The following is a 23,682-nucleotide window of genomic DNA, read 5'->3' on the forward strand; positions in this document are numbered from 1 at the left end:
TCGAGCCGCTCGACGTCGTTGATCGAGCTTGTCGAGATCAGTCTCTTCCCCTATGCAACGAGTTGCAAGCCAAGGTGACCCACAGCACTGGGGTCGGCCGCCGCTGCGCCGCGCCTGCCGCGGGTCCTACCATTCCTCCATGCGCCTGAAGCCCTTGCTCCTGCTGGCCCCCCTCGCCCTGTCCGTGCTGGCCTGCGCGCCTCAGGACGAGGCCGAGACCGTGACCGAGGCGGACTCCTGCGCGACGGCGGATCTGCCGGTCCTCCTGCCCGGCAGCCTGACGGTGGCCACGGACTCGCCGGCCTACGAGCCGTGGTTCGTCGACAACAAGCCGGCCAACGGGCAGGGCTTCGAATCGGCCGTCGCCTATGCGGTCGCCGACCAGCTCGGCTTCGACAAGAACGATGTGACCTGGGTCAAGGTGCCGTTCAACAACTCGTATGCACCTGGTGAGAAGCGGTTCGACTTCGACATCAACCAGATCTCGATCACCCCGGCGCGCCAGAAGGTCGTCGACTTCTCCGACGGCTACTACTCCGCGGCCCAGGCGGTCATCACCCTGAAGAAGGATGCCGCTGCTGCCTCGACCCTGTCCGCGCTCAAGGACCTCAAGCTCGGGGCGCAGACCGGGACGACCTCGCTCACCGCGATCCGCGACGACATCCAGCCCACCAGTGAGCCGCTGGTGTTCCCCAACACCAACGTCGCCAAGCAGGCGCTGCTCAACGGCCAGGTCGACGCCATCGTGGCCGACCTCCCGACGGCCTTCTACATCACCGCGGTCGAGATCCCCGAGGGCACGATCACCGGACAGTTCCCGACCGGTGGCGCGCCGGAGGAGTTCGGCCTGCTGATGCAGAAGGGCAGTGAGCTGCTGCCCTGCATCAACGAGGCGGTGCAGGCGCTGAAGGACGACGGCACGCTGGCCGAGCTCGAGCAGAAGTGGCTCTCCGACGTGGTCGACGTACCCGTCCTGCAGTGAAGGACTGGTCCCCGAGCGTCCGTCAGCTCGAGCGGGAGAGTGTCGCGCGCCGCCTGAGCCGTCGACGTGCGCTCATCGCCACCCTCGTCACGGTGGTGGTGCTCGGCCTGCTGGTGGCTGGGGTGACCTCGTCACCCGGATGGCCGCGCTTCCGCGACCTGTTCCTGAGCTGGGAGGACGCCAAGGCGTCGTTCCCGGCGATCCGTGACGGCTTCTGGGTCAACGTGCGGATGTTCCTGATCGCCGAGCCCATCATCCTGGTGATCGGCATCATGGTCGCCGTCACCCGGCACACCATCTCGCCGTGGCTCGCTCCGCTGCGGCTGCTCGCCATCGTCTACACCGACCTCCTGCGCGGGGTGCCGACGCTGCTGGTCGTGGTGCTGTTCGCGCTTGGCATCCCGGCGCTGAACCTCCAGGGCGTCACCACCAGCCTGTTCTGGCTGACGACCTCCGCGCTCGTGCTGTCGTACGGCGCCTATGTGGCCGAGGTGGTGCGCGCAGGCATCGAGTCGATCCACCCCTCGCAGCTGGCATCGGCAGAGGCCCTGGCCCTAACTCGTGCACAGTCCATGCGCTTCGTGATCCTGCCGCAGGCGCTGCGCCGCGTCGTACCGCCGTTGATGAACGACTTCGTGTCCCTGCAGAAGGACACCGCCCTGGTCTCGGCGGTGGGGGTGACCGAGGCGTTGTACGCCGCGCAGGACTACGGCAACTTCAACTTCAACTACACGCCGCTGCTGGTCACCGCGGCGTTCTTCGTCGTGGTGACGGTGCCCCTGGCCCGGTTCACCGACTGGCTGAGTGCACGCGCCCAGCGCCGGGAACGGGGCGGACGATGACTGAGCTGCTCACGGTCGAGAACCTTCGCAAGTCCTACGGCGACAAGGTGGTGCTGCGCGACATCGACCTGACGGTCAACGTGCACGACGTGATCTGCCTGATCGGCTCCAGCGGCTCGGGCAAGTCCACTCTCCTACGCTGCCTCAACCTGCTCGAGAGCGTCGACGACGGCACCATCACGTTCGGTGACCGGGAGGTGTCCGACCCCTTGGTCGATCCCCGCGAGGTGCGCCGCGAGATCGGGATGGTGTTCCAGGCCTACAACCTGTTCCCGCACCTGAGCGTGATGGACAACTGCACCCTCGCTCCGGTGAAGGTGCATCGGGTGGGTGCGCGCGAGGCGCGTGACCGGGCGCTCGACCTGCTGGCCCGGTTCGGACTGGCCGACAAGGCAGACGCCCACCCGGATGCGCTGTCGGGCGGCCAGCAGCAGCGCGTCGCCCTGGTCAGGGCGCTGTGCACCCAGCCCCGGCTGCTGCTCCTCGACGAGATCACCGCGGCGCTGGACCCGGAACTGGTCGGCGACGTCCTGGAGATCGTGCGCGCCGAGGCGGACCGCGGGATGACGATGATCCTGGCCACCCACGAGATGGCGTTCGCCCGCGAGGTCGCCACCAAGGTCTGCTTCCTCGACCAGGGCCGGATCCTGGAGCAGGGCTCGCCCGAGCGGATCTTCGCCGCTCCACGCGAGGACCGCACCCGGGAGTTCCTGCGCCGCGTCCTGTGACCTGTCGCAGACGTCCCTGAGGATCGCGCCGACAGGTCGGCCGATAGCCTCGCGGCCATGAGCGTCGAACTGGGACAGGGCACCGGACCGCTTCGCGGTGTCAAGGTCGTCGAGATCGCGGGGATCGGGCCCGGTCCGCACGCCTGCATGATCCTGGCCGACCTGGGCGCCGACGTGATCCGCGTGGAGCGGCCCGGCGGCTCGTCCCTGGCGATCCTGCCGACCAACGACTTCCTCAACCGTGGGCGCCCCAGCGTGGCCCTCAACCTGAAGGACCCGGCTGCGGTGCAGGTGGTGCTCGACCTGGTGGCGGATGCCGACATCCTGGTGGAGGGCATGCGCCCCGGCGTGACCGAGCGGCTCGGGCTGGGACCTGAGGAGACGATGGCGGTCAACCCCGCCCTGGTCTACGGTCGGATGACCGGCTGGGGCCAGCACGGGCCGTGGTCGCAGGCAGCGGGTCACGACCTCAACTACGTCGCGATGACCGGCGCCCTCTTCGGGATGGGGCAGGATCCGGCCCGACCGCACTTCCCCTCGAACCTGGTCGGGGACTTCGGTGGCGGGTCGACGTACCTGGTCATCGGGTTGCTCGCCGCCCTGCTGGAGGCACGTCTCTCCGGTCAGGGGCAGGTGGTCGACGCGGCCATCGTGGACGGCACCGCGCACCTGAACTCGATGGCCTCCGCGATGCTGGCCAGCGGCACCCTCACCGAGGCCCGCGGGGTCAACCTGCTCGACGGCGGGCTGCCCTATTACGACGTGTATGCCACCTCCGACGGCCGGCACCTGTCGGTCGGAGCCCTCGAGCCGCAGTTCTTCGCCGAACTGGTCCGCCTCCTCGGGCTCCCCGACGACGCGCCTGGCCAGGCCGACACCGAGCGGTACGGCGAGCTGCGCGGACTCATCGGCGACCGGATCGCGTCGCGGACGATGGCCGAGTGGGCGACGGTGTTCGAGGGCAGCGACGCCTGCGTGTTCCCGGTGCTGACGATGGCCGAGGCCGCCGAGGAGCCGCACCTGGTCTCCCGAGGGGTGTTCGTGCAGCGCGACGGGGCCGTGCAGCCGGCGCCCGCCCCGCGCTTCTCCCGGACCGAGGCGACGTTGACCTCGCCACCGTCCGCCGCAGGTCAGCAGACCCGGGACGCCTTGCTGGCCTGGGGAATCCGTGACGTGGACGCGCTCCTCGCGTCAGGGGCCGCCGTCCAGGCCTGACGCGGGCGTTGATTCACCGATTCCGAGTCAGGTGCTCTACTCTTGTAGACAACGGCCCGCCAAGTCTTACCTCGGGCTGCCGGCGCGAACTCGCTTCACAGCAGAGAGCGCCCCTCGCGACACAACGCGAGCACAACGCTTTCCTACTCCCGCCGCCGGCGGGAACGGCTTGGTGAGACACACCAACTGATAGCGAATTCTCTCTTGTCTTCTTCATCTTTCGTCGACCTCGGCGTGCCCGCAGACCTGTCCGCCCTCCTGGCTGACCTCGGCATCACGAGCCCGACTCCCATCCAGGCAGCGACCCTGCCCGACTCCCTCGCCGGGCGCGACGTGCTCGGCCGTGGCCGCACCGGCTCCGGCAAGACCTACGCGTTCCTCCTTCCGCTGGTCGCCCGCCTCACCGCGAGCAACCGTCGCCCGGCCCCGAAGGCACCCCGTGCCCTGATCCTGGCCCCGACCCGCGAGCTGGTCGGTCAGATCGAGCAGGCCCTGATCCCGCTCGCGAAGGCCACCGGCCTGAGCACCCGCACCGTCTTCGGTGGTGTCGGCCAGGGCCCGCAGGTCCAGGCGCTCCGCAAGGGCGTCGACATCGTCATCGCCTGCCCCGGCCGTCTTGAGGACCTGATCCAGCAGGGCGCCTGTTCGCTGGGCGACGTGCAGGTCACGATCCTCGACGAGGCCGACCACATGGCCGACCTCGGCTTCCTGCCGTCGGTCAAGCGCCTGCTCGCCCAGACCCCGAAGTCGGGCCAGCGGCTGCTGTTCTCCGCGACTCTCGACGGCGCGATCAACGGCCTGGTCAAGCAGTTCCTGGTCAGCCCCGTCACGCACGAGGCCGACTCCGCCCAGTCGCCGGTCTCCACCATGTCGCACCACGTGCTGCACGTGAACCGTGAGCACCGGCTCGGGGTCCTCATCGACCTCACGAGCGCTCCGGGGCGCACCATGGTCTTCACCCGCACCAAGCACGGTGCCAAGGCCCTGACCCGTCAGCTGAACAAGAACGGCGTCACCGCCGTCGAGCTCCACGGCAACCTGAGCCAGGGCGCGCGCACCCGCAACATGGAGGCGTTCCACTCCGGCAAGGCCACCGCACTCGTGGCCACCGACATCGCCGCGCGCGGCATCCACGTCGACGACGTCGCCCTCGTGGTGCACGCCGACCCGCCGGTCGAGCACAAGGCCTACCTGCACCGCTCGGGCCGTACGGCGCGCGCCGGCAACGAGGGCACCGTCATCACGCTCATGACCGACGACCAGGTGCGCGACGTGCGCAGCCTGACCCGGGCCGCAGGCATCACCGCCACCACGACCCGGATCGACGGCGCCGCCCACCCGATGCTGGTCAAGCTCGCCCCCGGCGAGCGCGTGGTCGTCGCCGGAGGCCTCCCGGTCTCCGAGCCCGAGGTCCAGGGTGGCGGCGGTCGCAACCGCGGTCGCTCCGGCGGTGGCAACGGTGGCGGCAACCGCTCGCGCAGCGGCGCCAAGTCCGGAGGTTCGTCGGCGGGCAACGGCGGTCAGCGTTCGCGTCGCACCGGCGGCCAGGGTGCCGGCGGCTCTGCACCCAAGGCTGGTCGCTCCGGAGGTCGCTCAGGCGGCCGTCCGGCCGGTGGCTCCTCGCGTGGGGGCGGGTCGCACAGCGCGGCCGGCTTCAGCTCGGGTCGCTGACCCACACTCGACTTCAACGCGGTTGATCGCTCCAGCCAGTCTGGACCGATCAACCGCGTTCGTCGTCTGAGGACACCTGCTCAGAAGTCGGTCAGGTCCGCATAGATCGCGGCATGGTCCGAGGCCTGGTGCTCCTCGCGCTCCAAGGTAGGAAACAGGTCCCACGGGTCCGTGGTCCGGTTGCCGTGCCACACGCCCTTGCGGAACACCCCGCCGCCGACCACCCGGGCGAACAGGGCGGCCGAGAGCAGAACGTAGTCGATCTTCTGGCTCTCGTTGCCCGAGCCGTAGGTGCCCCGGCGGTGGTTCCAGTCGAATCCGTCGTACTCGCTCACGTCTCGCAGGTCTGTGGCGAGGAGGGGGACGAGGGCGGCGCTGGACGGATCGTCGTTGAGATCGCCGGTGACCGCCACATGGTCGATGCCCTCGGCCAGCAGGCTCTCGTAGACCGCCGCGACCCGGGTGGCCTGGCGCAGTCGCCGGGCGGCGCCGATCGGGTCTCCCGGTGAGCTGTAGCCCTTGGACTTGAAGTGGTTGGCCAGGACCACGAGCCTGGTGCCCAGCGGGGTCTGCAGGTGGTATTCGCAGCAGTCGCGTGAGAAGACCTGGCCCTGGTCGTCCTCGTCGAAGATGTGGGTGCGCAGCTGCACCAGCCGGTACGGCGCCCGCGCCAGCAGCCCCACGTCGATGCCTCGTGAGTCGTTGCCCTCCACCACCATGACCTGCTCGTACGGCGTGCCGCCGACCGCTGGCAGCAGGGACCTGCTGAACAGGTCGAGGTCGGGGCGGTTGTCGGCCTCCACGACGGTCATCACGTCGGCGTCGAGCTCGTGGATGACCCGTGCGGTGTTCTCGGTGGCGCGCTCGTGGACGGCGACGGTCGTGAGCTCCACCCACCCGACCCAGTCGGCGCGGCCTTCGGCGACGACCTCGACCGGGCCGTGGTGCGGCCGCCGCAGCAGCTGTCCGCGGAGCTTGCGCAGCCGGACGAACTCCCCGTCGTCGTCCTCGGCGATGCCGAGGGTCTCGAGAAGGGAGAGGATCTCGGCCTCCACCGGCCCGTAGTCGGCCAGCTCGAACAGGTCCGAGAGGCGGGCCTGGGCCGCCAGGACCGCGCGTCGGGTGGCTGCGTCACCCTCGCTGGCGTCCATGGCCTTCGGGCGCGCGAACAGGTTCTCCACGTTGAACGACGCCAGTCGCATGGTCGCCACCCCTTCCGGTGCTGCTCTGGAGGAGTCCGGTGCAGCCCCACCTGATACGGACTAGCCGGCCGACCCGAGCGCGATCGTGGCGTCGAGCACGAAGGCGGGGTCGTCCAGCCGGTCGCCGTACACCTCACGCAGCTGACTCACCCGGTAGCGGACCGTCTGCCCGTGCACGAACAGCTCGGCTGCGATCTCGTCGCGTCGACCGTGGTGCAGCAACCAGGACCGCAGGGTCTCGGTGAGCTTCTCGATCGCTGCCGGCCGCAGGCCCGACAAGGGCTCCAGGACCCGCGCCCGCAGGTCGGCGAGGGCGGCGGGGTCGGCAGACAGCACGATCTCGGCCAGGCGGGTGTCGCTGTCGACCGTCGTCCCGGCCACCCCCGGCAGGGCGTGGCAGCGCAGCGCACGGTGGTAGGAGCCCGCCACTTCCAGCCACGGGAGGGTGGGGCCCACCACGGCCTGGTGGTCGGCGACCACGCGCAGCAGGCGGGTGCGCGAGGTGGCCGTGCCTGGGCGGGCCTCAGCCACCAGGAGCAGGGCGAGGCCTTCGGGGGCGTTGGGGAGGTCCTCGGCGGGGTTCAGGGTCCTGGGGTCGACAGCCGTGAGAACCGGTCGCACCTGGGACTCCGGCAGCAGGACGGCGGTCAGCGCGGCCGGTGGCGCCCACTCGGCTCGCTCGGCGGCAGCCACCACCGCATCGGCCGGCGCTCCGGTCAGCAGGGCGCGGGCCAGACGCTCGAGGTTGCGCCGCCGCAACCGTCCGCTGCTCTCCAGCTCGTCGGTGTGGCCGGCCGCACTCGCCGCCGACAGCTCGTCGATGTAGGCGAAGACCAGCTCCGCGAACGAGGTCAGGGCCGAAGCGCTGAGCCCGTTGCTGACGGCAACGTCGGCCATGTCTCGCCACGCGGTGCGCGCCCCGATCCGGTACGCCGCCAGCAGCGCCTCCATGCTGCGCCCGCTGATCGCCTCCCCCCTGCCCAGCCGGTAGGCACCCTCGAGTGCCGGGGCGAGCGGCGTACCCGGGTCGGAGCGCCGCGAGCGGGTCGCCAGGTTGAGGAAGCCGCCCAGCGCCAGCTGGACAGCTGCCCGGATCGTCTCCCCCATCGGTCCGGCCAGGGCGCCCTCATAGCTGGGCACCTCGGCGATCACCGCAGCCACCGTGCGGTCGGCCACGGTCGGCAGGTGCAGCCGCATGGCCTCCGCGATGTCGGGTGGCAGTTCGATTCCCTCGGCTGATCTGCCGGGCCCACTGAGCGTCATGCCCCCGCCTCTCTTGTTCGCAGCGAACAAAACAGTGGGGCGAATTCACCACCACCAGTCATGACTTTAGATCATCTGTCCAGCACCATGGAGTACATGAGCATGCATCTCCTTCAAGGCGACGTCACGGGGACCACCCGGCGTACGCCGTCGATCAGGGAACGCATCGCGTCCGTCCTCGAGGCGGCCGCGACCCCGCTCACCCCGGCCGACTACCTCGACCTCGTCAACCCGCTGCGGTCGGGCACCGACCTGCGTGGCCGGATCGTGGAGGTGCGCGCCGAGACGGCCGACTCCGCGACCCTGGTCATCAAGCCTGGCAGGGACTGGGCCGGCCACGTGCCTGGGCAGTACGTCCGGATCGGCGTTGCCGTCGACGGCGTGCGGCTGTGGCGCACCTACTCGCTGACCCATGGCCCGCGCCCGGACCGCTGCATCAGCATCACCGTCAAGGCCATCGCGGACGGGGTCGTCTCCCACCACCTGGTGCACTCGGTCCGACCTGGCCAGATGGTGCAGCTGGGCCAGGCCGAAGGCGACTTCGTGCTGCCGGTGCCGATCCCGCGCAAGCTGCTCCTGGTGACCGCAGGCTCGGGCATCACGCCGGTCATCGGCATGCTCCGCAACCTGTTCTCGCGGGCGGTTCCGGTGGAGACCGACATCGTGCTGCTCCACTCGGCGCTCTCGCGCTCGGAGGTCATCTTCGGCGACGAGCTGCGCGCCTACGCCGCCGAGGACAGGCTGCGCCTGGTCGAGCTGCACACCGACGTCGACGGCCTGCTCGACGTGGCCGACCTGGACACGATCGTCCCCGACCTGTCCGAACGCGTGACCTACGCCTGCGGCCCCGTCGGCCTGCTCGACGCGTTGGAGGCCCACCACACGCCGCTCGGCCTCCCGCTGCACATCGAACGCTTCCGCACCACCATGGTCGTTGCCGGTGAGGGTGGCACCGTCACCTTCACCAACGGCACCACCGTCGACGCCGACGGTGCGACCCCGATCCTCGACGCCGCCGAGAACGCCGGCGTGCTCATGCCGAGCGGCTGTCGGATGGGCGTGTGCTTCGGCTGCGTCCTGCCGCTGCGCGAAGGCGCGGTGCGCGACCTGCGCAACGGTGCCATCACCACCGCCGCCCCCGGCGACGGCGTCCAGATCCAGACCTGCATCTCGGCCGCCGCCGGCCCCTGCCAGATCGACCACTGAGGAGACTGACATGACCACCCTTCAGAAGAAGACCGGGATCAGCCCGATCGCCCACCTGAGCCCCGAGGACATCGAGCTCCTCGGCATCGAGCTCGACGCGATCCGCCAGAGCATCCTCGACACCCGCGGCGAAGCCGACGCGGCGTACATCCACAAGGTCATCGACGCCCAGCGCAAGCTGGAGCTCGCCAGCCGGGCCGTCCTGCTGTTCTCGCTGTTCCCGCCTGCCTGGTTCGTCGGCACGGCCGGTCTGAGCGTCGCCAAGATCATCGAGAACATGGAGATCGGGCACAACGTCATGCACGGCCAGTGGGACTGGATGCGCGACCCGAAGATCCACTCCACGACCTGGGAGTGGGACAACGCCTCGCCCGCTGACCAGTGGAAGCACTCCCACAACGAGCTGCACCACACCTACACGAACGTGGTCGGCAAGGACAACGACCTGGGCTACGGCATCATGCGCGTCGACGAGGACCAGAAGTGGGTCCCGCTGTACCTCGCGCAGCCGCTGTGGAACTTCATCAACGCGTGCTTCTTCGAGTACGGCATCGCGGCCTACGACCTGGAGCTGGGCAAGAACCTGGCCATCCCCAAGGAGAAGCGCAGCAAGGACTTCAAGGATCGCGCCAAGCAGACCCTCGCCAAGATCCGCAAGCAGGCCACCAAGGACTACGTGGTGCACCCGCTGCTGTCAGGCCCCTCGTTCCTGCACACCGTGAGCGCCAACTTCACCGCCAACCTGGTCCGCAACCTGTGGACCCACTCGGTGATCATGTGCGGTCACTTCCCCGAGGGCGTCGAGACCTTCGAGCGGACCTCGATCGAGGGCGAGTCGCGCGGTGAGTGGTACCTGCGCCAGATGCTGGGCTCGGCCAACATCTCCGGCTCGAGCGTCATGCACTTCATGACCGGCAACCTGTCGCACCAGATCGAGCACCACCTCTTCCCGGACCTGCCGTCCAACCGCTACGCCGAGATCGCCCCGCAGGTGCAGGCGCTCTTCGAGAAGTTCGGCCTGAACTACCACTCGGCTCCGCTGCCGGCGCAGGTCTACTCGGCCTGGCACAAGGTCGTGCGGCTCTCGCTGCCCAACGACTGGCTGGCGACCACCACGGTGAAGAACGCGCCCGAGCAGCTCAAGATGCTGTGGGGCATGACCACCAAGGGTCCGAAGGTCCGTCGGGCGGCGCAGGCAAGGCTCACCCAGCAGGCGCGCAAGCTCAAGGCTGCCTGACCCGACCGGGGGGTCGTGCGGCAGGGTGGGGGACGTGTCCCTCACCGACTGGCTGCTGACCCGGAGCGAACGCGCCAACCCCGACACCCGGCTCGACGACCGGCACCCCGGCGACCAGGCCTGGTCGCGGGGCAACCTGGTTCGTCCGCTGATCCACGGCTCGACGTACTTCGCTGAGCTCTTCGAACGTCTCGAGGCCACCAGGGCCGGGGACCTCGTCCTCTTCACCGACTGGCAGGGGGACGCCGACGAGCGCCTGACCGGGGAGCCGGGCAGCGAGGTGGCCGACGTCCTGGCTCGGGCCGACGAGCGCGGGGTCGACGTCCGGGGCCTGGTGTGGCGCTCGCACCTGGAGGCGTTCGGGTTCACCTCCGGGGAGAACCGGCGGTTGGGCAAGAAGCTGCAGCGCCGTGGCGCGGAGGCGCTGCTCGACATGCGGGTGCGCTTCGGCGGCTCGCACCACCAGAAGCTGGTCGTGATCCGGCACCGCGACGACCCGAGCCGCGACATCGCCTACGTCGGGGGGATCGACCTGTGCCACTCCCGGCGCGACGACGCCGATCACCTGGGGGACCCGCAGGCGCTCACGATGGCCGGCGAGTACGGCGACACCCCGCCGTGGCACGACATCCAGGCCGCCATCAGCGGCCCGGCCGTGCACGACGTGGAGACGGTGTTCCGCGAGCGATGGGAGGACCCGACGCCGCTGAGCCGGAACCCGATCCGGTTCCTGGCCGACAAGCTCAGCGGGATGGACCTCAGTCCTGATCCGATGCCGGAGCAGGCGCCGCCCCCGCCTCCCGTTGCGGGTGGCTCGCACCTGGTCCAGCTGTTGCGCACCTACCCCGATCTCCGGCTCAACCGGGACTACCCCTTCGCGAACGGGGGCGAGCGGAGCGTCGCACGCGGCTACTCGAAGGCGCTGGGTCGGGCCCGTGGCCTGATCTACGTCGAGGACCAGTACCTCTGGGGACAGCACGTGGGCGACGTCTTCACCGAGGCGCTGAGAGCCCATCGCGACCTGCACGTGATCGCCGTGGTGCCGTTGCACCCGGACCTCGAGGGGGCCATGGGGCGAACTCCCCAGCTGCTGGGCCGGCGCCGGGCGATGCTCGAGATGGCTCGGGTGGCGCCCGGGCGGGTGGCGATCTACGGCATCGAGAACCGGGTCGGCACGCCCATCTACGTCCACGCGAAGTGCTGCATCATCGACGACACCTGGACCACGATCGGGTCGGACAACTTCAACCGGCGCTCCTGGACGCATGACTCGGAGCTCTCCGCGGTCGTGCTCGACGAGGGTCGTGGCAGCTATGCCCGGCGGCTGCGGCTCACCCTCGCCGCGGAGCATCTCGACCGGACCGTGGACGGGCCCGACGAGCTGCTCGACGTGATGGCGGACTGTGTCGACCCGTCGCAGATGTACACCGCCTTCGAGCAGTCGGCGGCCGCACTCGACGACTGGTACGCCGGCGGGCAGGCCGGCCCCCGGCCCAACGGACGACTAAGGCGACTGCACCCGCCCGAGCTGGGCGTGCTGACGCGCGCCCTTGCGCTCCCGGCGTACCTCACCCTGCACGACCCGGACGGTCGCCCGAGGTCCCTGCGCCGTGCGGACGACTTCTGAGCGGCCTCAGTTGACCGTGACGACCTTGAAGAGCTCGGCGCACCGGCCGTCGGGCAGCCCGACCGACCGCGCGCTGAACTCGCCCCACTGACGCAGCATCGGCTCGAGATCGGCACGGTGACCGGTCTGCGAGGCGTGCTGCTTGAGGGCGGCCACCTTGCGGTGGAAGGTGTCGGTGATGTCGACGGCGTGGTCGGGCGTCGGGTGCGCCACCAGCCAGACCTCGTTGACCTTCCAGGCCGCGAGGCCCTCGTCGAGGAGCTCGGGCCAGGCGAAAGGGTTCTCCGCCGCGGGGTAGGTCGCCCGCAGGCAGGCCTCACCGGAGGCCAGATGGTCGGGGTGCGAGCCGATGATCCGGTCGTAGTTGCGCTCCGGGGACTGTCCCACGATCCGCTGCGGACGGACGTCGCGGATGACCCGCACGATCTCGCGGACCAGGTCCGCACTCGGCGCCAGCCCGCCGTCGGGGTGACCATCGAGGAACCGGACGTCGCTGACCCCGAGTTCGGCGCTGGCCGCGCGCTGCTCCTGCTCACGCAGGGCCGGGATGGCGGCGATGTCCGCGTCGGGCTGCGCGCCCTGCTCCCCCCGGGTCAGGCACAGGAGGGTGACCGCGATGCCTGCGTCGGTCCACGCGGCCAGGGTGCCGGCGCTGGAGAAGTCGCAGTCGTCGGGGTGGGCCATGACGACCAGGACGCGTTCGACGTCGGTGTCGGGCCTCGGGGTGGTCATGCGGACAGGGTACGGCGCCGGGTGGTCACCTCAGCCGAGCGCCGCGCTGACCACGTCGCGGGCCTCGGACTGCACCTGCGCGAGGTGCTCGGGTCCCTGGAACGACTCGGCGTAGATCTTGTAGACGTCCTCGGTCCCCGAGGGGCGAGCAGCGAACCAGGCCGAATCGGTGGTCACCTTGAGGCCGCCGATCTTGGCGCCGTTGCCGGGTGCCTCGGTGAGCTTGGCGGTGATCTCCTCGCCCGCCAGCGACGTTGCCGAGACGTCGGAGGGCGACAGCGCGCCCAGCTTGGCCTTCTGCTCGCGGTTGGCGGGGGCGTCGATCCGGGCGTAGGCAGGGTCCCCGTGCTGCGCCACCAGGTCGGCGTAGTGCTCGCTCGGGGTGCGTCCGGTCGCGGCCAGGATCTCGGAGGCCAGCAGTGCCAGGAGGATGCCGTCCTTGTCGGTGGTCCAGGTGGTGCCGTCGGTGCGCAGGAACGAGGCACCGGCCGACTCCTCGCCGCCGAAACCGAACGAGCCGTCGATGAGGCCGGGCACGAACCACTTGAACCCGACCGGCACCTCCACCATCGGTTTGCCGAGGGAAGCAGCCACCCGGTCGATCATGGAGGAGGAGACCAGGGTCTTGCCGATCTTCGCCGTCGCGGGCCAGCCGGGTCGGGCGCCACCGAAGAGGTAGCCGATGGCGACGGCCAGGAAGTGGTTGGGGTTCATCAGACCGGCGTCGGGCGTCACGATGCCGTGGCGGTCGGCGTCGGCGTCGTTGCCGGTCGCGATGTCGTAGTCGTGCTTGCGGGCGATGAGCGAGGCCATCGCCGAGGGCGAGGAGCAGTCCATCCGGATCTTCTCGTCCCAGTCCAACGTCATGAACCGGAACGTCGCGTCGACCAACGGGTTGACGACGGTGAGGTCGAGGCCGTGACGGTCCGCGATCTCACCCCAGTAGGCCACGCTGGCACCGCCCAGGGGATCGGCCCCGATCCGGACGCCGGCCTCCTTGATCCGGGCGAGGTCGAGCACCGAGGGCAGGTCGTCGACGTAGGTGCCCAGGAAGTCGTAGTCCCCGCAGGCGGCCCGGGCCCGGGTGAACGGCGTACGGCGCACGTCGGCGAGGCCGCCGGCGATCAGCTCGTTGGCGCGGGCGGCGATGACCGACGTGGCATCGCTGTCCGCGGGGCCGCCGTGCGGGGGGTTGTACTTGAAGCCGCCGTCGGAGGGCGGGTTGTGGGAGGGGGTGACCACGATGCCGTCGGCGAGCCCGTTGGTCCTGCCCACGTTGGCGCGGATGATCGCGTGCGAGACCCCGGGGGTCGGCGTGAAGCCGTCGCGGTCGTCGACGAGCACGGTGACGTCGTTGGCGATCAGCACCTCGATGGCCGAGGCCCAGGCCGGTTCGGAGAGCGCGTGGGTGTCGCGACCGAGGAACAGGGGACCGTCGTACCCCTGGGCCTTGCGGTAGTCGCAGATGGCCTGGGTGGTGGCCAGGATGTGGTGCTCGTTGAAGGACGTCCGCAGGCTGGTGCCGCGGTGTCCGCTGGTGCCGAAGGCGACCTGCTGGTCCACGTCGGCGGGGTCCGGGATCCCGGTGTAGTACGCCGTCACCAGGTGGGCGAGATCGACGAGGTCGGAGGGTTGGGCTGGCTGTCCGGCGCGGTTCGACATGCGGCCCATCATGTCGGGTGGGGCGGCGCCGGGAAAGGGTCAGCCCTCAGTCGCCCAGCAGCGCGCGAAGCGCGGCCCGGTGTCGCCGGTAGGCGGCGGCGCCCGAGCGGGTGATCCGATAGGTGGTCACCCCGCCCCGGCCGCGGCCCAGCTTGCTGACCGTGACGTAGCCGGCAGCCTCCAGGGCCGACATCTGCTTGGACAGGTCGGACTCGCTGACCTCGAGGTGGCCGCGCAGGAACGCGAAGTCGCTCGAGGTGGAGTTGCTCAGCACGGCCATGATCGCGAGTCGCTTGGGGGCGTGGATGACCGGATCGAGGTCGGCTAGGCCAGGCTGTGGCACGCTCACGCGAGGCGTTCCCGGGTCAGGGAGGCGGCGCGGGCGTAGATGCGGTCGTAGGTCCAGATCAGCGCGGTCGTGCCGACGAACGCGACCCCGGCTGCGACCCAGTGGCCGCCGAGCCAGCCCGCGACGCCGACCACCAGGACCAGTGCGACCAGGCGCACGACGTACCACCGGTAGGCGCCTGTGATCTCCGCCGGTGCCCCGGCCATCCGCGGCCAGGTGCCCCAGCTGCGTCGCACCCACGCGATGAAGGCGAACTCGATCGCCACCAGGGTCACGATGGCGGCGATCGCCCAGCCGCGGTGGTCGTCGAGCGCGCTGACGGCGAGCAGCATCAGGGCGAACCAGGCCCCGGTGGCCACCGGGTACCACACCGGGCTCGGAGGATAGTCGAGGTACGGCGCCGCGGCGGCTCGGTCGGCCTCGCGCAGCTGGGCCATCTGGTCGCTATTGCTTTCCATAGTGGAAACCATAGCCATCAGTTTCCACTATGGCAAGTGATCCGCGTAGCATCGCCCCCGTGTCAGACGCCAGCCACCAGACCACCTCCGTCGACGGGGACGTCGTCACCTTCCGGGTCCCGGACCCGGAGCACGCGCTCGGCGGGGTGCGCCTGTGGACCGACCTGGACCTCCCACTGTCCAGCGACTTCGGCCCCACCGACGCCGGGTGGGAGCTGACCCTCACCGGACTGCCGCTCGACCGGATCGAGTACCTGCTCGAGATCGACGGCGAGCTGGGCACCGACGCCGGCAACCCGCTGCTCGTCGCGGGCGCGTTCGGCGACCATTCCTGGCTCCCGCTGGCCGGCTACCTCGACCCGCCCTGGTTGGCCCTGGAACCGGTCCAGGGTGAGCGGACCGGCCTGACCGGCGCTGTCACCGGCGAGCTCTGGACCCCGGCGGGCATCTCCGCCGACGTCGGGCTTCCGCTCCTGATCAGTCACGACGGACCCGAGATGGACGCCTACGGCCACCTCACCCGCTACGTGGGCGCGCTGGTCGCGGCCGGGCGGCTGCCCCCGATGCGGGTGGCTCTGCTGCCTCCCGGCCAACTGGGGGGTCAGCGCAATGAGGAGTACGCCGCCAACCCGGAGTACGCCGCTCACCTGGTCGAGGAGGTGCTGCCGGCGATCGGGGGAGTCGGGGCGATCCAGGGTCGGCCGGTGCTGATGGGTCAGAGCCTGGGCGCCGTGGCCGCCCTGCACGCCGCGTGGACCCACCCAGGTGTCTTCGCCGGACTGTTCCTGCAGTCGGGCTCCTTCTTCACCCCCGAGACCGACCCGCAGGAGTCGGACTTCGAGCAGTGGCCCCAGATCACTCGCTTCGTCGCCGAGCTGGAGCCTGGCCCGGGGACGGCCCGCAGCATCACGCTGGTGTGTGGCACCGCGGAGGAGAACCTGGCCAACAACCGCCTGATGGCCGAGCGGCTACGCACCGACGGTGTCGAGGTGCACTGGGGTGAGGTCCGAGACGGCCACAACTGGACCTGCTGGCGTGACCTGCTCGACCCGCACTTGACCGATCTGCTCGCATCTGTGTGGAGTTGACGACATGGAACGCGTCCAGGTCGAGCTCGAGGCACCCGGCTTCGACCGCGCCGGGACGGTGATCCGCTACGGCCACTGGGGGCGGCCTGTGCTGGTCTTCCCCAGCGAGCAGGGTCGGGCGTGGGACTACGAGAACAACGGCATGGTCGAGGCGCTCCGCGACCTGATCGACGGCGGCCGGATCAAGCTCTACTGCCTCGACTCCTTCGACGCCGCGACCTGGTCGGACAACTGGCTGCCGCTGGAGGACCGGGCCCGGCGACACGGTGCCTACGACGCCTGGGTCACCGGGCAGGTGGTCGGCTGGATCGACGAGGACACCCCGGGGGCTTCGGGTGCGGTCGTCACCGGCTGCAGCATGGGGGCCTACCACGCGCTCAACTTCGCGCTCACCCACGCGAACCTGTTCCCGGTGGCCATCTGCCAGTCGGGCAACTACGACCCCTCCCAGTGGCATGCCTGGGGCGCCCGGGGCGACGCGGCGTACTTCACGAACCCCACCGATTACGTCCCGAACCTGTCGGGTGAGCATCTCGAGTGGCTGCGCGGCAGGCTGCACGTCGTCCTCACGGTGGGGCAGGGGCCGTGGGAGACCCACCCGACCTCGAGCCTGCCGGAGGCGCGCCGGATGGCCGGGCTGCTGGCGGCTCAGGGGATCTCGCACGACCTGGACGTCTGGGGCCACGACTCGGCCCACGACTGGGACTGGTGGCAACGCCAGATCGCGCTGCATCTACCACGATTCTGTTGAGGAGAGGATGACTCGATGAGCGATCACCTGATCGGACTGCTGCTCGGAGCCGAGGAGGACTGGCCGCAGGCGTTCGAGGCGATCCTGGGCCGGGTCGGTCCGGTGACCTTCGGGGGCGCCACGCACACGTTCAGCAGTGAGCGCCTGACCATCGAGCCCTTCGACCTCACCGATCCGGTGCGCAGCGAGCTGGTGATCGACCGGCTTGCCTACTGGTACTACCACCCGCGCGAGTGGCTCAAGAAGGCCGCCCTGGTCAACGGGACCTACCTGCTCAACAGTCCGTTCACCTTTCAGTCCATGGAGAAGCACAGCGCCTACTGCGCCATGCTCCGGCTCGGGCTCAAGGTCCCCAAGACCGTGCTGGTGCCCTACAAGAACCCGGTCGACAACGTGCGCTGGGCCTACACCTCCGCCAAGTACAACCAGTCCTTCGACCTCGACGCGATCGCCGAGGAGGTCGGCTACCCGCTCTACATGAAGCCGTTCGATGGCGGCGGCTGGCGCGGGGTCTCCCGGGTCAACGACCGCGACGACCTGCACCGGGCCTATGACGAGTCCGGCGAGATGCTGATGCACCTGCAGGCGACGGTGGACTACGAGAAGTTCGCGCGGGCGCTCTCGATCGGCCCCGAGACGATGGTGATGGACTTCCGCCCCGAGCAGCCCATGCACCAGCGGTACGCCGTGAGCCACGACTTCCTGTCGGAGTCCGCGGGCCACGAGGCGATGGCGATCAGCCGGATCGTCAACGCCTTCTTCGGGTGGGAGTTCAACTCCTGCGAGATGCTCGTGGCCGGTGACGAGGTCTACCCGATCGACTACGCCAATGCCTGTCCCGACGTGGCGGTGACCTCTCTGCACTACTACTTCCCGTGGGCGATCACGGCCCTGGTGCGCTGGTCGGCGTACTGCCTGGCGACGGGGCGCACCGCCCAGGTCGATCTCGGCACCAGTCGCTACTTCGCGATCGCCGACGACCCGTCCCTGGACTACGCCACCAAGCTGGAGGGCTACCTCGCCCTGGCCGACGAGCACTTCGAGACGGCTGCCTACACCGACTGGTGCGCCACTCACCTGCCGCACCTGGACGAGCAGGTCCACGACTGGGTCACCTCGGCGGACTTCGACCGGATCCTGCGCCAGACGGTGCAGGCGACCTACCCGGCCCACGAGCAGGACCAGTTCCTGGGCCACTTCCGTGGCCTGATCGATCTGTGGGTCACGGATAACGCCTGACGACTAGTGCTTGTGAGGCCGCGAAGTCGACCGCGATCCTGGCCTGCGCGGCACATGCCGCGGCCTGCACGTCCTCCAGAGCCCGCAGTTGGGCGATCCGCCCTGCGTCGTCGACAGTGGTGTCCAGGTGGGTGAGCAGGACTGCCCACCCCTGGAGGTCGGCGACGGAGACATCGAACATGTGTTCGATAATATTTCGGTGTTGTCGAGCCCCGCAACCACGTCCTCACCGACCTGTGGACAGCGAGCGAAAGTGGGCTGCTAGACATGCTCGTGTGAATCATGTCGACGTCCTCATCGTCGGTGCCGGGCTGTCCGGGATCGGGGCGGCCAGCCACCTGGAGCGCGACCAGCCCGGCACGACGTACGCCGTGATCGAGCGCCGGCAGGCGATCGGCGGCACGTGGGACCTGTTCCGCTACCCAGGCGTGCGCAGCGACTCCGACATGCTCACGCTCGGCTACCGGCTGCGACCGTGGACCGACGACCGGGTGTTGGCCGACGGGCCGTCGATCAAGGCCTACGTCGAGCAGACCGCTGCCGAGTTCGGGGTCGTGCAGAAGATCCGGTTCGGCCAGCGCGCGGTCCGCTACGCCTGGGACAGCGAGCGCCAGGTCTGGACCGTCGACCTCGAGACGGACGACGGCCCCCGGCAGATCACCTGCGGCTTCCTGTGGAACTGCACGGGCTACTACGACTACGACCGGCCCTACGCGGCCGATCTGCCTGGGCTCGAGCAGTTCAAGGGTCGGGTGGTGCACCCGCAGTCGTGGCCCGCGGACCTCGACTACGCCGGCAAGCGGGTCGTGGTGATCGGCTCCGGTGCCACGGCGGTGACGCTGGTTCCGGCCCTCGCACCAGGGGCCGCTCACGTGACGATGCTGCAGCGCACCCCGACGTACGTGGTCTCGGTGCCGCAGCGCGACAACGCCGCGGCCCGACTCGGGAGGTTCCTGCCCGACACCCTCGCCTCCTCGGTGGTGCGCTGGCGCAACATCCTCGTGCAATGGGGGCTCTTCCAGCTCGCCCGTCGCCGACCGGCGTTCGTGCGCAAGGCGATCCGCGGGGCGACCCTGAAGGCGCTGCCCGAGGGCTACGCCGTGGACACCCACTTCAAACCGCCGTACGACCCCTGGGACCAGCGGATGTGCATCGTGCCCGACGGCGACCTGTTCCGGGCAATCCGGGCAGGTGACGCCTCGATCGTCACCGGTCGGATCGAGACGTTCACCCCGGACGGCGTCCGGCTGACCGACGGGACCGAGGTGCCGGCCGACGTGGTCGTCACCGCGACCGGCCTGTCGCTGCTGGCCTTCGGAGGGGCGGAGGTCGTCGTCGACGGCGCGACCGTGGACCCTGCCTCGAAGATCGCCTACCGCGGCGTGATGCTCGATGGCGTCCCCAACTTCGCCTACGTGGTCGGCTATGCCAACGCCTCCTGGACTTTGAAGGCCGACCTCGTCTCGGCGTACGTCGTGGGGCTGCTGCGGCACATGGCCAGGCACCGTTTCCAGGTCGTCGTCCCGGTGCTGGACTCCTCCGTCGCGACGGCGCCGCTGATGGATCTCACGTCGGGCTATGTGCAGCGCGCCCTCGACGCGTTCCCGAAGCAGGGCGATCGAGGGCCGTGGAAGGCCCCCCACAACTACCTGCGCGATGCGGTGACGCTCCGGTTCCGCTCACGCCGCGAGAGGGCCTTGCGTTTTCGCCGCTGAGGTCGATCAGGCCCAGTCGAGCGCGGTGTCGGTGTCGAGGCGCGGAAGCCGGTCGAACCACGGATCGACACCCGGGTGGCCGATGTTCACGACCAGGTGGGTCTTCCACGTGGTGCCGGCGAAGAAGTCGGCGTCGATGGCGGGGCCGTCGAAGCCGCCCATCGGACCGGCGGCAAGACCGTGTGCTCGGACAGCGAGCAGGAAGACGCCGCTCTGGAGGGCTGCGCTGTACTTCGCCACCTCCTCGCGGGCCTCGCTGGGCATCCCGCCGAAGTTGTCGCGGAACATCTCGCCACGGGCAGGGAAGACAGTGGGGAAGTGCTCGTGGAAGTCGCTGTCGTAGGCGAGCACGGCGACGGCAGGTGCGGCCACCGTCTTGGCACGGTTGCCCTCGGCCATGTGTACGCCGAGCCGTGCGCGCCCTTGCGGCGTACGGACGAAGAGCACGCGCAGCGGCTGGGAGTTCGCCATCGACGGGGACCAGCGGGCGAGGTCCCAGATGCTCTGCAGCTCGGCGTCGCTGACGGGCTCGTCGGAGAACGAGTTCGCCGTGCGTGCCTCGGTGAACATCAGTGCGCGGCCGGTGTCGTTGAGTGCCTCGAGGGTGGTGGTCGTCATGTCGGCTCCTTGGAGAGTAGTGGCTTGGGATTGAGATGTTACTACTAAAACAGAAGTCACAGTGAAGATCGAAGCAGAGTAGTATTCGTCACATGCCTGACACCGCTCCCGAGACGCGTGCGTGTGACGCTCAGCTCGAGCGCGCGTTCACGTTCCTCGGCAAGCGCTGGAACGGCGTACTCCTCGGCACCCTCATCCAGGCCCCGGCCGGGTTCGCCGAGCTCAAGCGGACCCTCGGCATCAGCGACTCGATGCTGTCGGACCGACTCGCCGAGCTCACCCGCGCCGGCCTCGTCGAGCGCACCGTCGACCCCGGACCGCCCGTGGCTGTCAGCTATGCCTTGACCCAGAGTGGTCGGGCGATCCTGCCTGCCCTCCAGGCGTTGACGACCTGGGCCAGGGAGAACCTCACCGAGGAGCGCTGTCAGGGCCACGAGTGACGCTTTCACCCTCAGGGGTGGAACGATCCCTGGATCGGCGTGCCTACGTTGGAGTCCAACCTCCTGAAAGGTGGGATCCCATGAGCATGGGCGACAAGATCAAGCACAAGGTCGAAGAAGTTGCCGGCAAGGGCAAAGAGGCGACCGGCAAGGCGACCGACAACGAGCGCCTCGAGGCCGAGGGCCGCGCCGACCAGAGCGAGGCCGGCGTCAAGCAGGCCGGCGACAAGGTCAAGGACGCTGCCTCGGACGTCAAGGACGCCTTCAAGCGCTGACGTCCTTCAGAGATTCGGGCCCGCTGCGTACGCCGCAGCGGGCCCGTTCTGCGCCCGGGAGATCAGTCCCTTCGAGCCCGAGGGGCTGAGGGCCTCCCGGCTCGGGCCGCGCGGCTAGGGCCGCCCGACGCTCAGGGCAACCTCGACCACCTGGCCGACGTCGATCCCGAGGGGCAGGCGCACGGCGAGCTTGACGGGGATGAGGTAGGCGCCGTGCTTGGGGAACAGTGCCGTCGTGAACTCGCTGTCGTCGATGCGCACCACCACCGGCACCTGGCCCCAGTACTCCAGCCCTTTGGCGGCGAACTTGATGTCCGCGCTCTCCTCGTCGGGGACTCGCAGGAAGTAGTAGGGCGCAGGTCCGCGCCACTCGATGAGCCGCGCATCGAACGCGAAGTCCATCAGCGGGTACGCCGTTCGATGCTCTCGCGCTTGGTGTCGTTGACCGCCGACTCGTACGCCGAGACGAGGCCGGCGATCGACAGTGGTTTGAGGCGTTCGAGCAGCTCCTGCAGCTGTTCGGGGGAGATGCCCTGCTCCTTGTACGTCGGCCACACCTGGCCACGGAACACCTCATTGATCTCCTCGGCGATGGCGCGCCCGTGCGCGGCGTACACCTTCTTGGCAGCGAGCGCGGCTGACGTGGGGAAGCCGACGTCGACCAGGCCCATGGCCACGGAGAGGTGTGCGAGGGCCACCTCGTAGCGGCCGTGCGCAACCGGTGTGATCACGCTGAGGGCAGCCAGGGTGTCCAGGTCGTCAGTGGTGAGCTCCCGGCCCGCCCGCTCACACAGCTCCTCGTGGGTGAGCACCTCGTGAGCCTCGGCCATCCACGGTGCCAGCAGGGTGCGATGCAGGGCGATGTCGGCCGGGGTGGCGCTGTCCGGGATCCGGGCGACGTACTTCTCGATCGCCGACAGGGTGAAGCCGTGGGCCTGCAGCTCCTGAACCAGCTCCAGCCGGACGACGTGGTCGGCGGAGTAGTAGCCGGACCGTCCGCGGCGGATCGGGGCCGGGACCAGCCCGCGCGTCGTGTAGAACCGGACGTTGCGCACGCTCAGACCGACCCGGGAGCAGAGCTCGTCGAGCGTCAGGAGCTCGGGGGAGACCTTCGACACGTTGACCACAGTGACAGTAATGGTGTCACAATTGGCACCATGGCTGAAGCATTCGTGTATGACCACCTGCGCACACCGCGGGGCCGCGGCAAGAAGACCGGGACGTTGTACGAGGTGAAGCCCGTCGACCTCGTGGTCGGGCTCCTCGACGAACTGCAGGTCCGCAACCCCACCCTCGACACCGCTCGCGTCGACGACGTGGTGCTCGGTGTGGTGACCCCGATCGGGGACCAGGGCGGTGACATCGCGAAGACCGCGGCCCTGAAGGCGGGCTACCCGGAGACGGTTGCCGGTCTGCAGCTCAACCGGTTCTGCGCCAGCGGGCTCGAGGCCGTCAACCAGGCCGCCCAGCGGGTGCGCAGCGGTTTCGAGACGCTCATCGTGGCTGGTGGCGTGGAGTCCATGAGCCGGGTGCCGATGGGGTCTGACGGCGGTCCCTGGGCCATGGACCCGGCCACCGCCTTCGCCAACAACTTCGTGCCCCAGGGCATCGGGGCCGACCTGATCGCCACCATCGAGGGCTTCAGCCGCACCGATGTGGATGGCTTCGCCGCCGAGTCGAACGCCCGGGCCGCCAAGGCCTGGGCCGACGGTCGCTTCACCCGCTCGGTGGTCCCGGTCAAGGACGCGAGCGGGCTGACGATCCTCGACCACGACGAGTTCATCCGCCCCGGCACCACCGTGGAGTCGCTGGCCGGGCTGAAGCCGTCCTTCGCCGACATGGGCAAGCAGGCCGGCTTCGACGACGTCGCGCTGGAGCAGTACCACTGGGTGGAGCGCATCGACCACGTCCACCACGCGGGCAACTCCTCGGGCATCGTCGACGGTGCCGCGCTGATGGCGATCGGCAACGAGCAGGTCGGCCTCGACCTCGGCCTCACGCCGCGGGCCCGGATCATCGCCACCGCGGTGTCCGGCGCCGACCCCACGATCATGCTGACCGGTCCGGCCCCGGCGGCCCGCAAGGCGCTCGGCGTCGCCGGCCTGACCGCCGAGGACATCGACCTGTGGGAGATCAACGAGGCCTTCGCGGCCGTGGCGATGCGGTTCATGCGTGACATGGGCATCGACGACGAGGTCACCAACGTCAACGGCGGAGCGATCGCGATGGGACACCCGCTGGGGGCCACCGGCGCCATGATCCTCGGCACGCTGATCGACGAGCTCGAGCGGCGCGACCAGCGACGCGGCCTGGCCACCCTCTGCGTTGGCGGCGGCATGGGCATCGCCACCATCGTCGGACTCATCTGATCAACTCCGTTGG

The 23,682-nt window shown here is 69.6% G+C and carries 25 protein-coding genes; 15 read left to right on the plus strand and 10 right to left on the minus strand.

Annotated elements, in window-relative coordinates; translation table 11 throughout:
- Positions 1 to 139 precede the first annotated feature (139 nt).
- From AB7I40_RS08740 to AB7I40_RS08760, 5 genes are all read left to right on the plus strand, one after another.
- Positions 140 to 982: an ABC transporter substrate-binding protein gene (locus AB7I40_RS08740; protein WP_428345578.1), complete on the plus strand. Its 843-nt coding sequence runs from the start codon at positions 140 to 142 to the stop codon at positions 980 to 982.
- Entirely contained in the window at positions 979 to 1,824 is an 846-nt protein-coding gene (locus AB7I40_RS08745; RefSeq protein ID WP_428345579.1) for an amino acid ABC transporter permease, read from the plus strand. Before AB7I40_RS08740 ends, AB7I40_RS08745 begins: the two co-directional genes overlap by 4 nt.
- Entirely contained in the window at positions 1,821 to 2,552 is a 732-nt protein-coding gene (locus AB7I40_RS08750) for an amino acid ABC transporter ATP-binding protein (protein ID WP_428345580.1), read from the plus strand. The genes AB7I40_RS08745 and AB7I40_RS08750 overlap by 4 nt, the downstream gene beginning before the upstream one ends.
- A 57-nt stretch (positions 2,553 to 2,609) precedes the next feature.
- Positions 2,610 to 3,767: a CaiB/BaiF CoA transferase family protein gene (locus tag AB7I40_RS08755; protein WP_428345581.1), complete on the plus strand. Its 1,158-nt coding sequence runs from the start codon at positions 2,610 to 2,612 to the stop codon at positions 3,765 to 3,767.
- A 204-nt stretch (positions 3,768 to 3,971) separates the two neighbouring features.
- Positions 3,972 to 5,438 carry a DEAD/DEAH box helicase gene (locus AB7I40_RS08760; RefSeq protein WP_428345582.1) on the plus strand — a complete coding sequence of 489 codons (1,467 nt, stop codon included), beginning with the start codon at positions 3,972 to 3,974 and terminating at the stop codon, positions 5,436 to 5,438.
- A gap of 80 nt (positions 5,439 to 5,518) precedes the next feature.
- Here AB7I40_RS08760 and AB7I40_RS08765 read toward each other — a convergent pair whose 3' ends face one another.
- Together AB7I40_RS08765 and AB7I40_RS08770 are read right to left on the minus strand one after the other, a co-directional pair.
- The gene (locus AB7I40_RS08765; protein WP_428345583.1) at positions 5,519 to 6,640 is read right to left on the minus strand and encodes an endonuclease/exonuclease/phosphatase family protein; all 1,122 of its coding nucleotides are present in this window, start codon (positions 6,638 to 6,640) and stop codon (positions 5,519 to 5,521) included.
- 60 nt (positions 6,641 to 6,700) lie between these two features.
- Positions 6,701 to 7,903, minus strand: a complete 1,203-nt coding sequence (locus AB7I40_RS08770) for a helix-turn-helix domain-containing protein (protein ID WP_428345584.1) — start codon at positions 7,901 to 7,903, stop codon at positions 6,701 to 6,703.
- A gap of 96 nt (positions 7,904 to 7,999) precedes the next feature.
- Here AB7I40_RS08770 and AB7I40_RS08775 point away from each other — a divergent pair, with 96 nt between their 5' ends.
- Genes AB7I40_RS08775 through AB7I40_RS08785 form a run of 3 tightly spaced genes read left to right on the plus strand, consistent with a single transcriptional unit; the run spans position 8,000 to position 11,973 of the window.
- Positions 8,000 to 9,109, plus strand: coding sequence for a ferredoxin reductase (locus AB7I40_RS08775; RefSeq protein WP_428345585.1), 1,110 nt, complete (start codon positions 8,000 to 8,002; stop codon positions 9,107 to 9,109).
- 10 nt (positions 9,110 to 9,119) lie between these two features.
- Positions 9,120 to 10,346 carry a fatty acid desaturase family protein gene (locus AB7I40_RS08780; protein ID WP_428345586.1) on the plus strand — a complete coding sequence of 409 codons (1,227 nt, stop codon included), beginning with the start codon at positions 9,120 to 9,122 and terminating at the stop codon, positions 10,344 to 10,346.
- Between the two features lie 34 nt (positions 10,347 to 10,380).
- Entirely contained in the window at positions 10,381 to 11,973 is a 1,593-nt protein-coding gene (locus AB7I40_RS08785; protein ID WP_428345587.1) for a phospholipase D family protein, read from the plus strand.
- 6 nt (positions 11,974 to 11,979) lie between these two features.
- Here the strand turns inward: AB7I40_RS08785 and AB7I40_RS08790 are convergent, their stop codons facing one another.
- From AB7I40_RS08790 to AB7I40_RS08805, 4 genes are read right to left on the minus strand one after another with little or no spacing between them, the layout of a single operon-like run.
- The gene (locus AB7I40_RS08790; RefSeq protein ID WP_428345588.1) at positions 11,980 to 12,705 is read right to left on the minus strand and encodes a PIG-L deacetylase family protein; all 726 of its coding nucleotides are present in this window, start codon (positions 12,703 to 12,705) and stop codon (positions 11,980 to 11,982) included.
- A 30-nt stretch (positions 12,706 to 12,735) separates the two neighbouring features.
- Positions 12,736 to 14,376, minus strand: a complete 1,641-nt coding sequence (gene pgm, locus AB7I40_RS08795) for a phosphoglucomutase (alpha-D-glucose-1,6-bisphosphate-dependent) (protein ID WP_428345589.1) — start codon at positions 14,374 to 14,376, stop codon at positions 12,736 to 12,738.
- 37 nt (positions 14,377 to 14,413) lie between these two features.
- Positions 14,414 to 14,716: a transcriptional regulator gene (locus AB7I40_RS08800; protein ID WP_428345590.1), complete on the minus strand. Its 303-nt coding sequence runs from the start codon at positions 14,714 to 14,716 to the stop codon at positions 14,414 to 14,416.
- Positions 14,713 to 15,174, minus strand: a complete 462-nt coding sequence (locus AB7I40_RS08805) for a hypothetical protein (RefSeq protein ID WP_428345591.1) — start codon at positions 15,172 to 15,174, stop codon at positions 14,713 to 14,715. The genes AB7I40_RS08800 and AB7I40_RS08805 overlap by 4 nt, the downstream gene beginning before the upstream one ends.
- Positions 15,175 to 15,233: 59 nt before the next feature.
- Here AB7I40_RS08805 and AB7I40_RS08810 point away from each other — a divergent pair, with 59 nt between their 5' ends.
- Genes AB7I40_RS08810 through AB7I40_RS08820 form a run of 3 tightly spaced genes read left to right on the plus strand, consistent with a single transcriptional unit; the run spans position 15,234 to position 18,252 of the window.
- Complete coding sequence (locus tag AB7I40_RS08810; protein ID WP_428345592.1) at positions 15,234 to 16,262, plus strand: alpha/beta hydrolase; 1,029 nt, start codon at positions 15,234 to 15,236, stop codon at positions 16,260 to 16,262.
- Between the two features lie 4 nt (positions 16,263 to 16,266).
- Positions 16,267 to 17,013, plus strand: coding sequence for an esterase family protein (locus AB7I40_RS08815; RefSeq protein WP_428345593.1), 747 nt, complete (start codon positions 16,267 to 16,269; stop codon positions 17,011 to 17,013).
- A 15-nt stretch (positions 17,014 to 17,028) separates the two neighbouring features.
- The gene (locus AB7I40_RS08820; protein ID WP_428345594.1) at positions 17,029 to 18,252 is read left to right on the plus strand and encodes an ATP-grasp domain-containing protein; all 1,224 of its coding nucleotides are present in this window, start codon (positions 17,029 to 17,031) and stop codon (positions 18,250 to 18,252) included.
- Here AB7I40_RS08820 and AB7I40_RS08825 read toward each other — a convergent pair.
- Positions 18,236 to 18,433 (minus strand): hypothetical protein, encoded by a 198-nt coding sequence (locus AB7I40_RS08825; RefSeq protein ID WP_428345595.1) that lies wholly within the window; start codon positions 18,431 to 18,433, stop codon positions 18,236 to 18,238. The two genes, AB7I40_RS08820 and AB7I40_RS08825, sit on opposite strands and share 17 nt — an antisense overlap.
- A 94-nt stretch (positions 18,434 to 18,527) precedes the next feature.
- On the opposite strand from AB7I40_RS08825, the gene AB7I40_RS08830 reads away from it, so the two are divergent.
- On the plus strand, positions 18,528 to 19,967 hold the full coding sequence (locus AB7I40_RS08830; RefSeq protein ID WP_428345596.1) for a flavin-containing monooxygenase: 1,440 nt from the start codon (positions 18,528 to 18,530) through the stop codon (positions 19,965 to 19,967).
- Between the two features lie 6 nt (positions 19,968 to 19,973).
- Here AB7I40_RS08830 and AB7I40_RS08835 read toward each other — a convergent pair whose 3' ends face one another.
- Entirely contained in the window at positions 19,974 to 20,585 is a 612-nt protein-coding gene (locus AB7I40_RS08835) for a malonic semialdehyde reductase (protein ID WP_428345597.1), read from the minus strand.
- A gap of 92 nt (positions 20,586 to 20,677) precedes the next feature.
- Between AB7I40_RS08835 and AB7I40_RS08840 the strand changes: the two genes are divergently transcribed.
- Together AB7I40_RS08840 and AB7I40_RS08845 are read left to right on the plus strand one after the other, a co-directional pair.
- Positions 20,678 to 21,025, plus strand: a complete 348-nt coding sequence (locus AB7I40_RS08840; RefSeq protein ID WP_428345598.1) for a winged helix-turn-helix transcriptional regulator — start codon at positions 20,678 to 20,680, stop codon at positions 21,023 to 21,025.
- Positions 21,026 to 21,105: 80 nt separating this feature from the next.
- A complete protein-coding gene (locus AB7I40_RS08845; RefSeq protein WP_428345599.1) occupies positions 21,106 to 21,300 on the plus strand; it encodes a CsbD family protein in 195 nt (64 codons plus the stop codon).
- Positions 21,301 to 21,414: 114 nt separating this feature from the next.
- Here the strand turns inward: AB7I40_RS08845 and AB7I40_RS08850 are convergent, their stop codons facing one another.
- Positions 21,415 to 21,702, minus strand: a complete 288-nt coding sequence (locus AB7I40_RS08850) for a DUF1905 domain-containing protein (protein ID WP_428345600.1) — start codon at positions 21,700 to 21,702, stop codon at positions 21,415 to 21,417.
- On the minus strand, positions 21,702 to 22,418 hold the full coding sequence (locus tag AB7I40_RS08855) for a MerR family transcriptional regulator (RefSeq protein ID WP_428345601.1): 717 nt from the start codon (positions 22,416 to 22,418) through the stop codon (positions 21,702 to 21,704). The genes AB7I40_RS08850 and AB7I40_RS08855 overlap by 1 nt, the downstream gene beginning before the upstream one ends.
- Before the next feature lie 39 nt (positions 22,419 to 22,457).
- Here AB7I40_RS08855 and AB7I40_RS08860 point away from each other — a divergent pair, with 39 nt between their 5' ends.
- Positions 22,458 to 23,669 (plus strand): acetyl-CoA C-acetyltransferase, encoded by a 1,212-nt coding sequence (locus tag AB7I40_RS08860; protein ID WP_428345602.1) that lies wholly within the window; start codon positions 22,458 to 22,460, stop codon positions 23,667 to 23,669.
- Positions 23,670 to 23,682: the final 13 nt, after the last annotated feature.

Origin of the sequence: Nocardioides sp., from assembly GCF_050246775.1 — a bacterium.
Lineage (GTDB): Bacteria > Actinomycetota > Actinomycetes > Propionibacteriales > Nocardioidaceae > Nocardioides.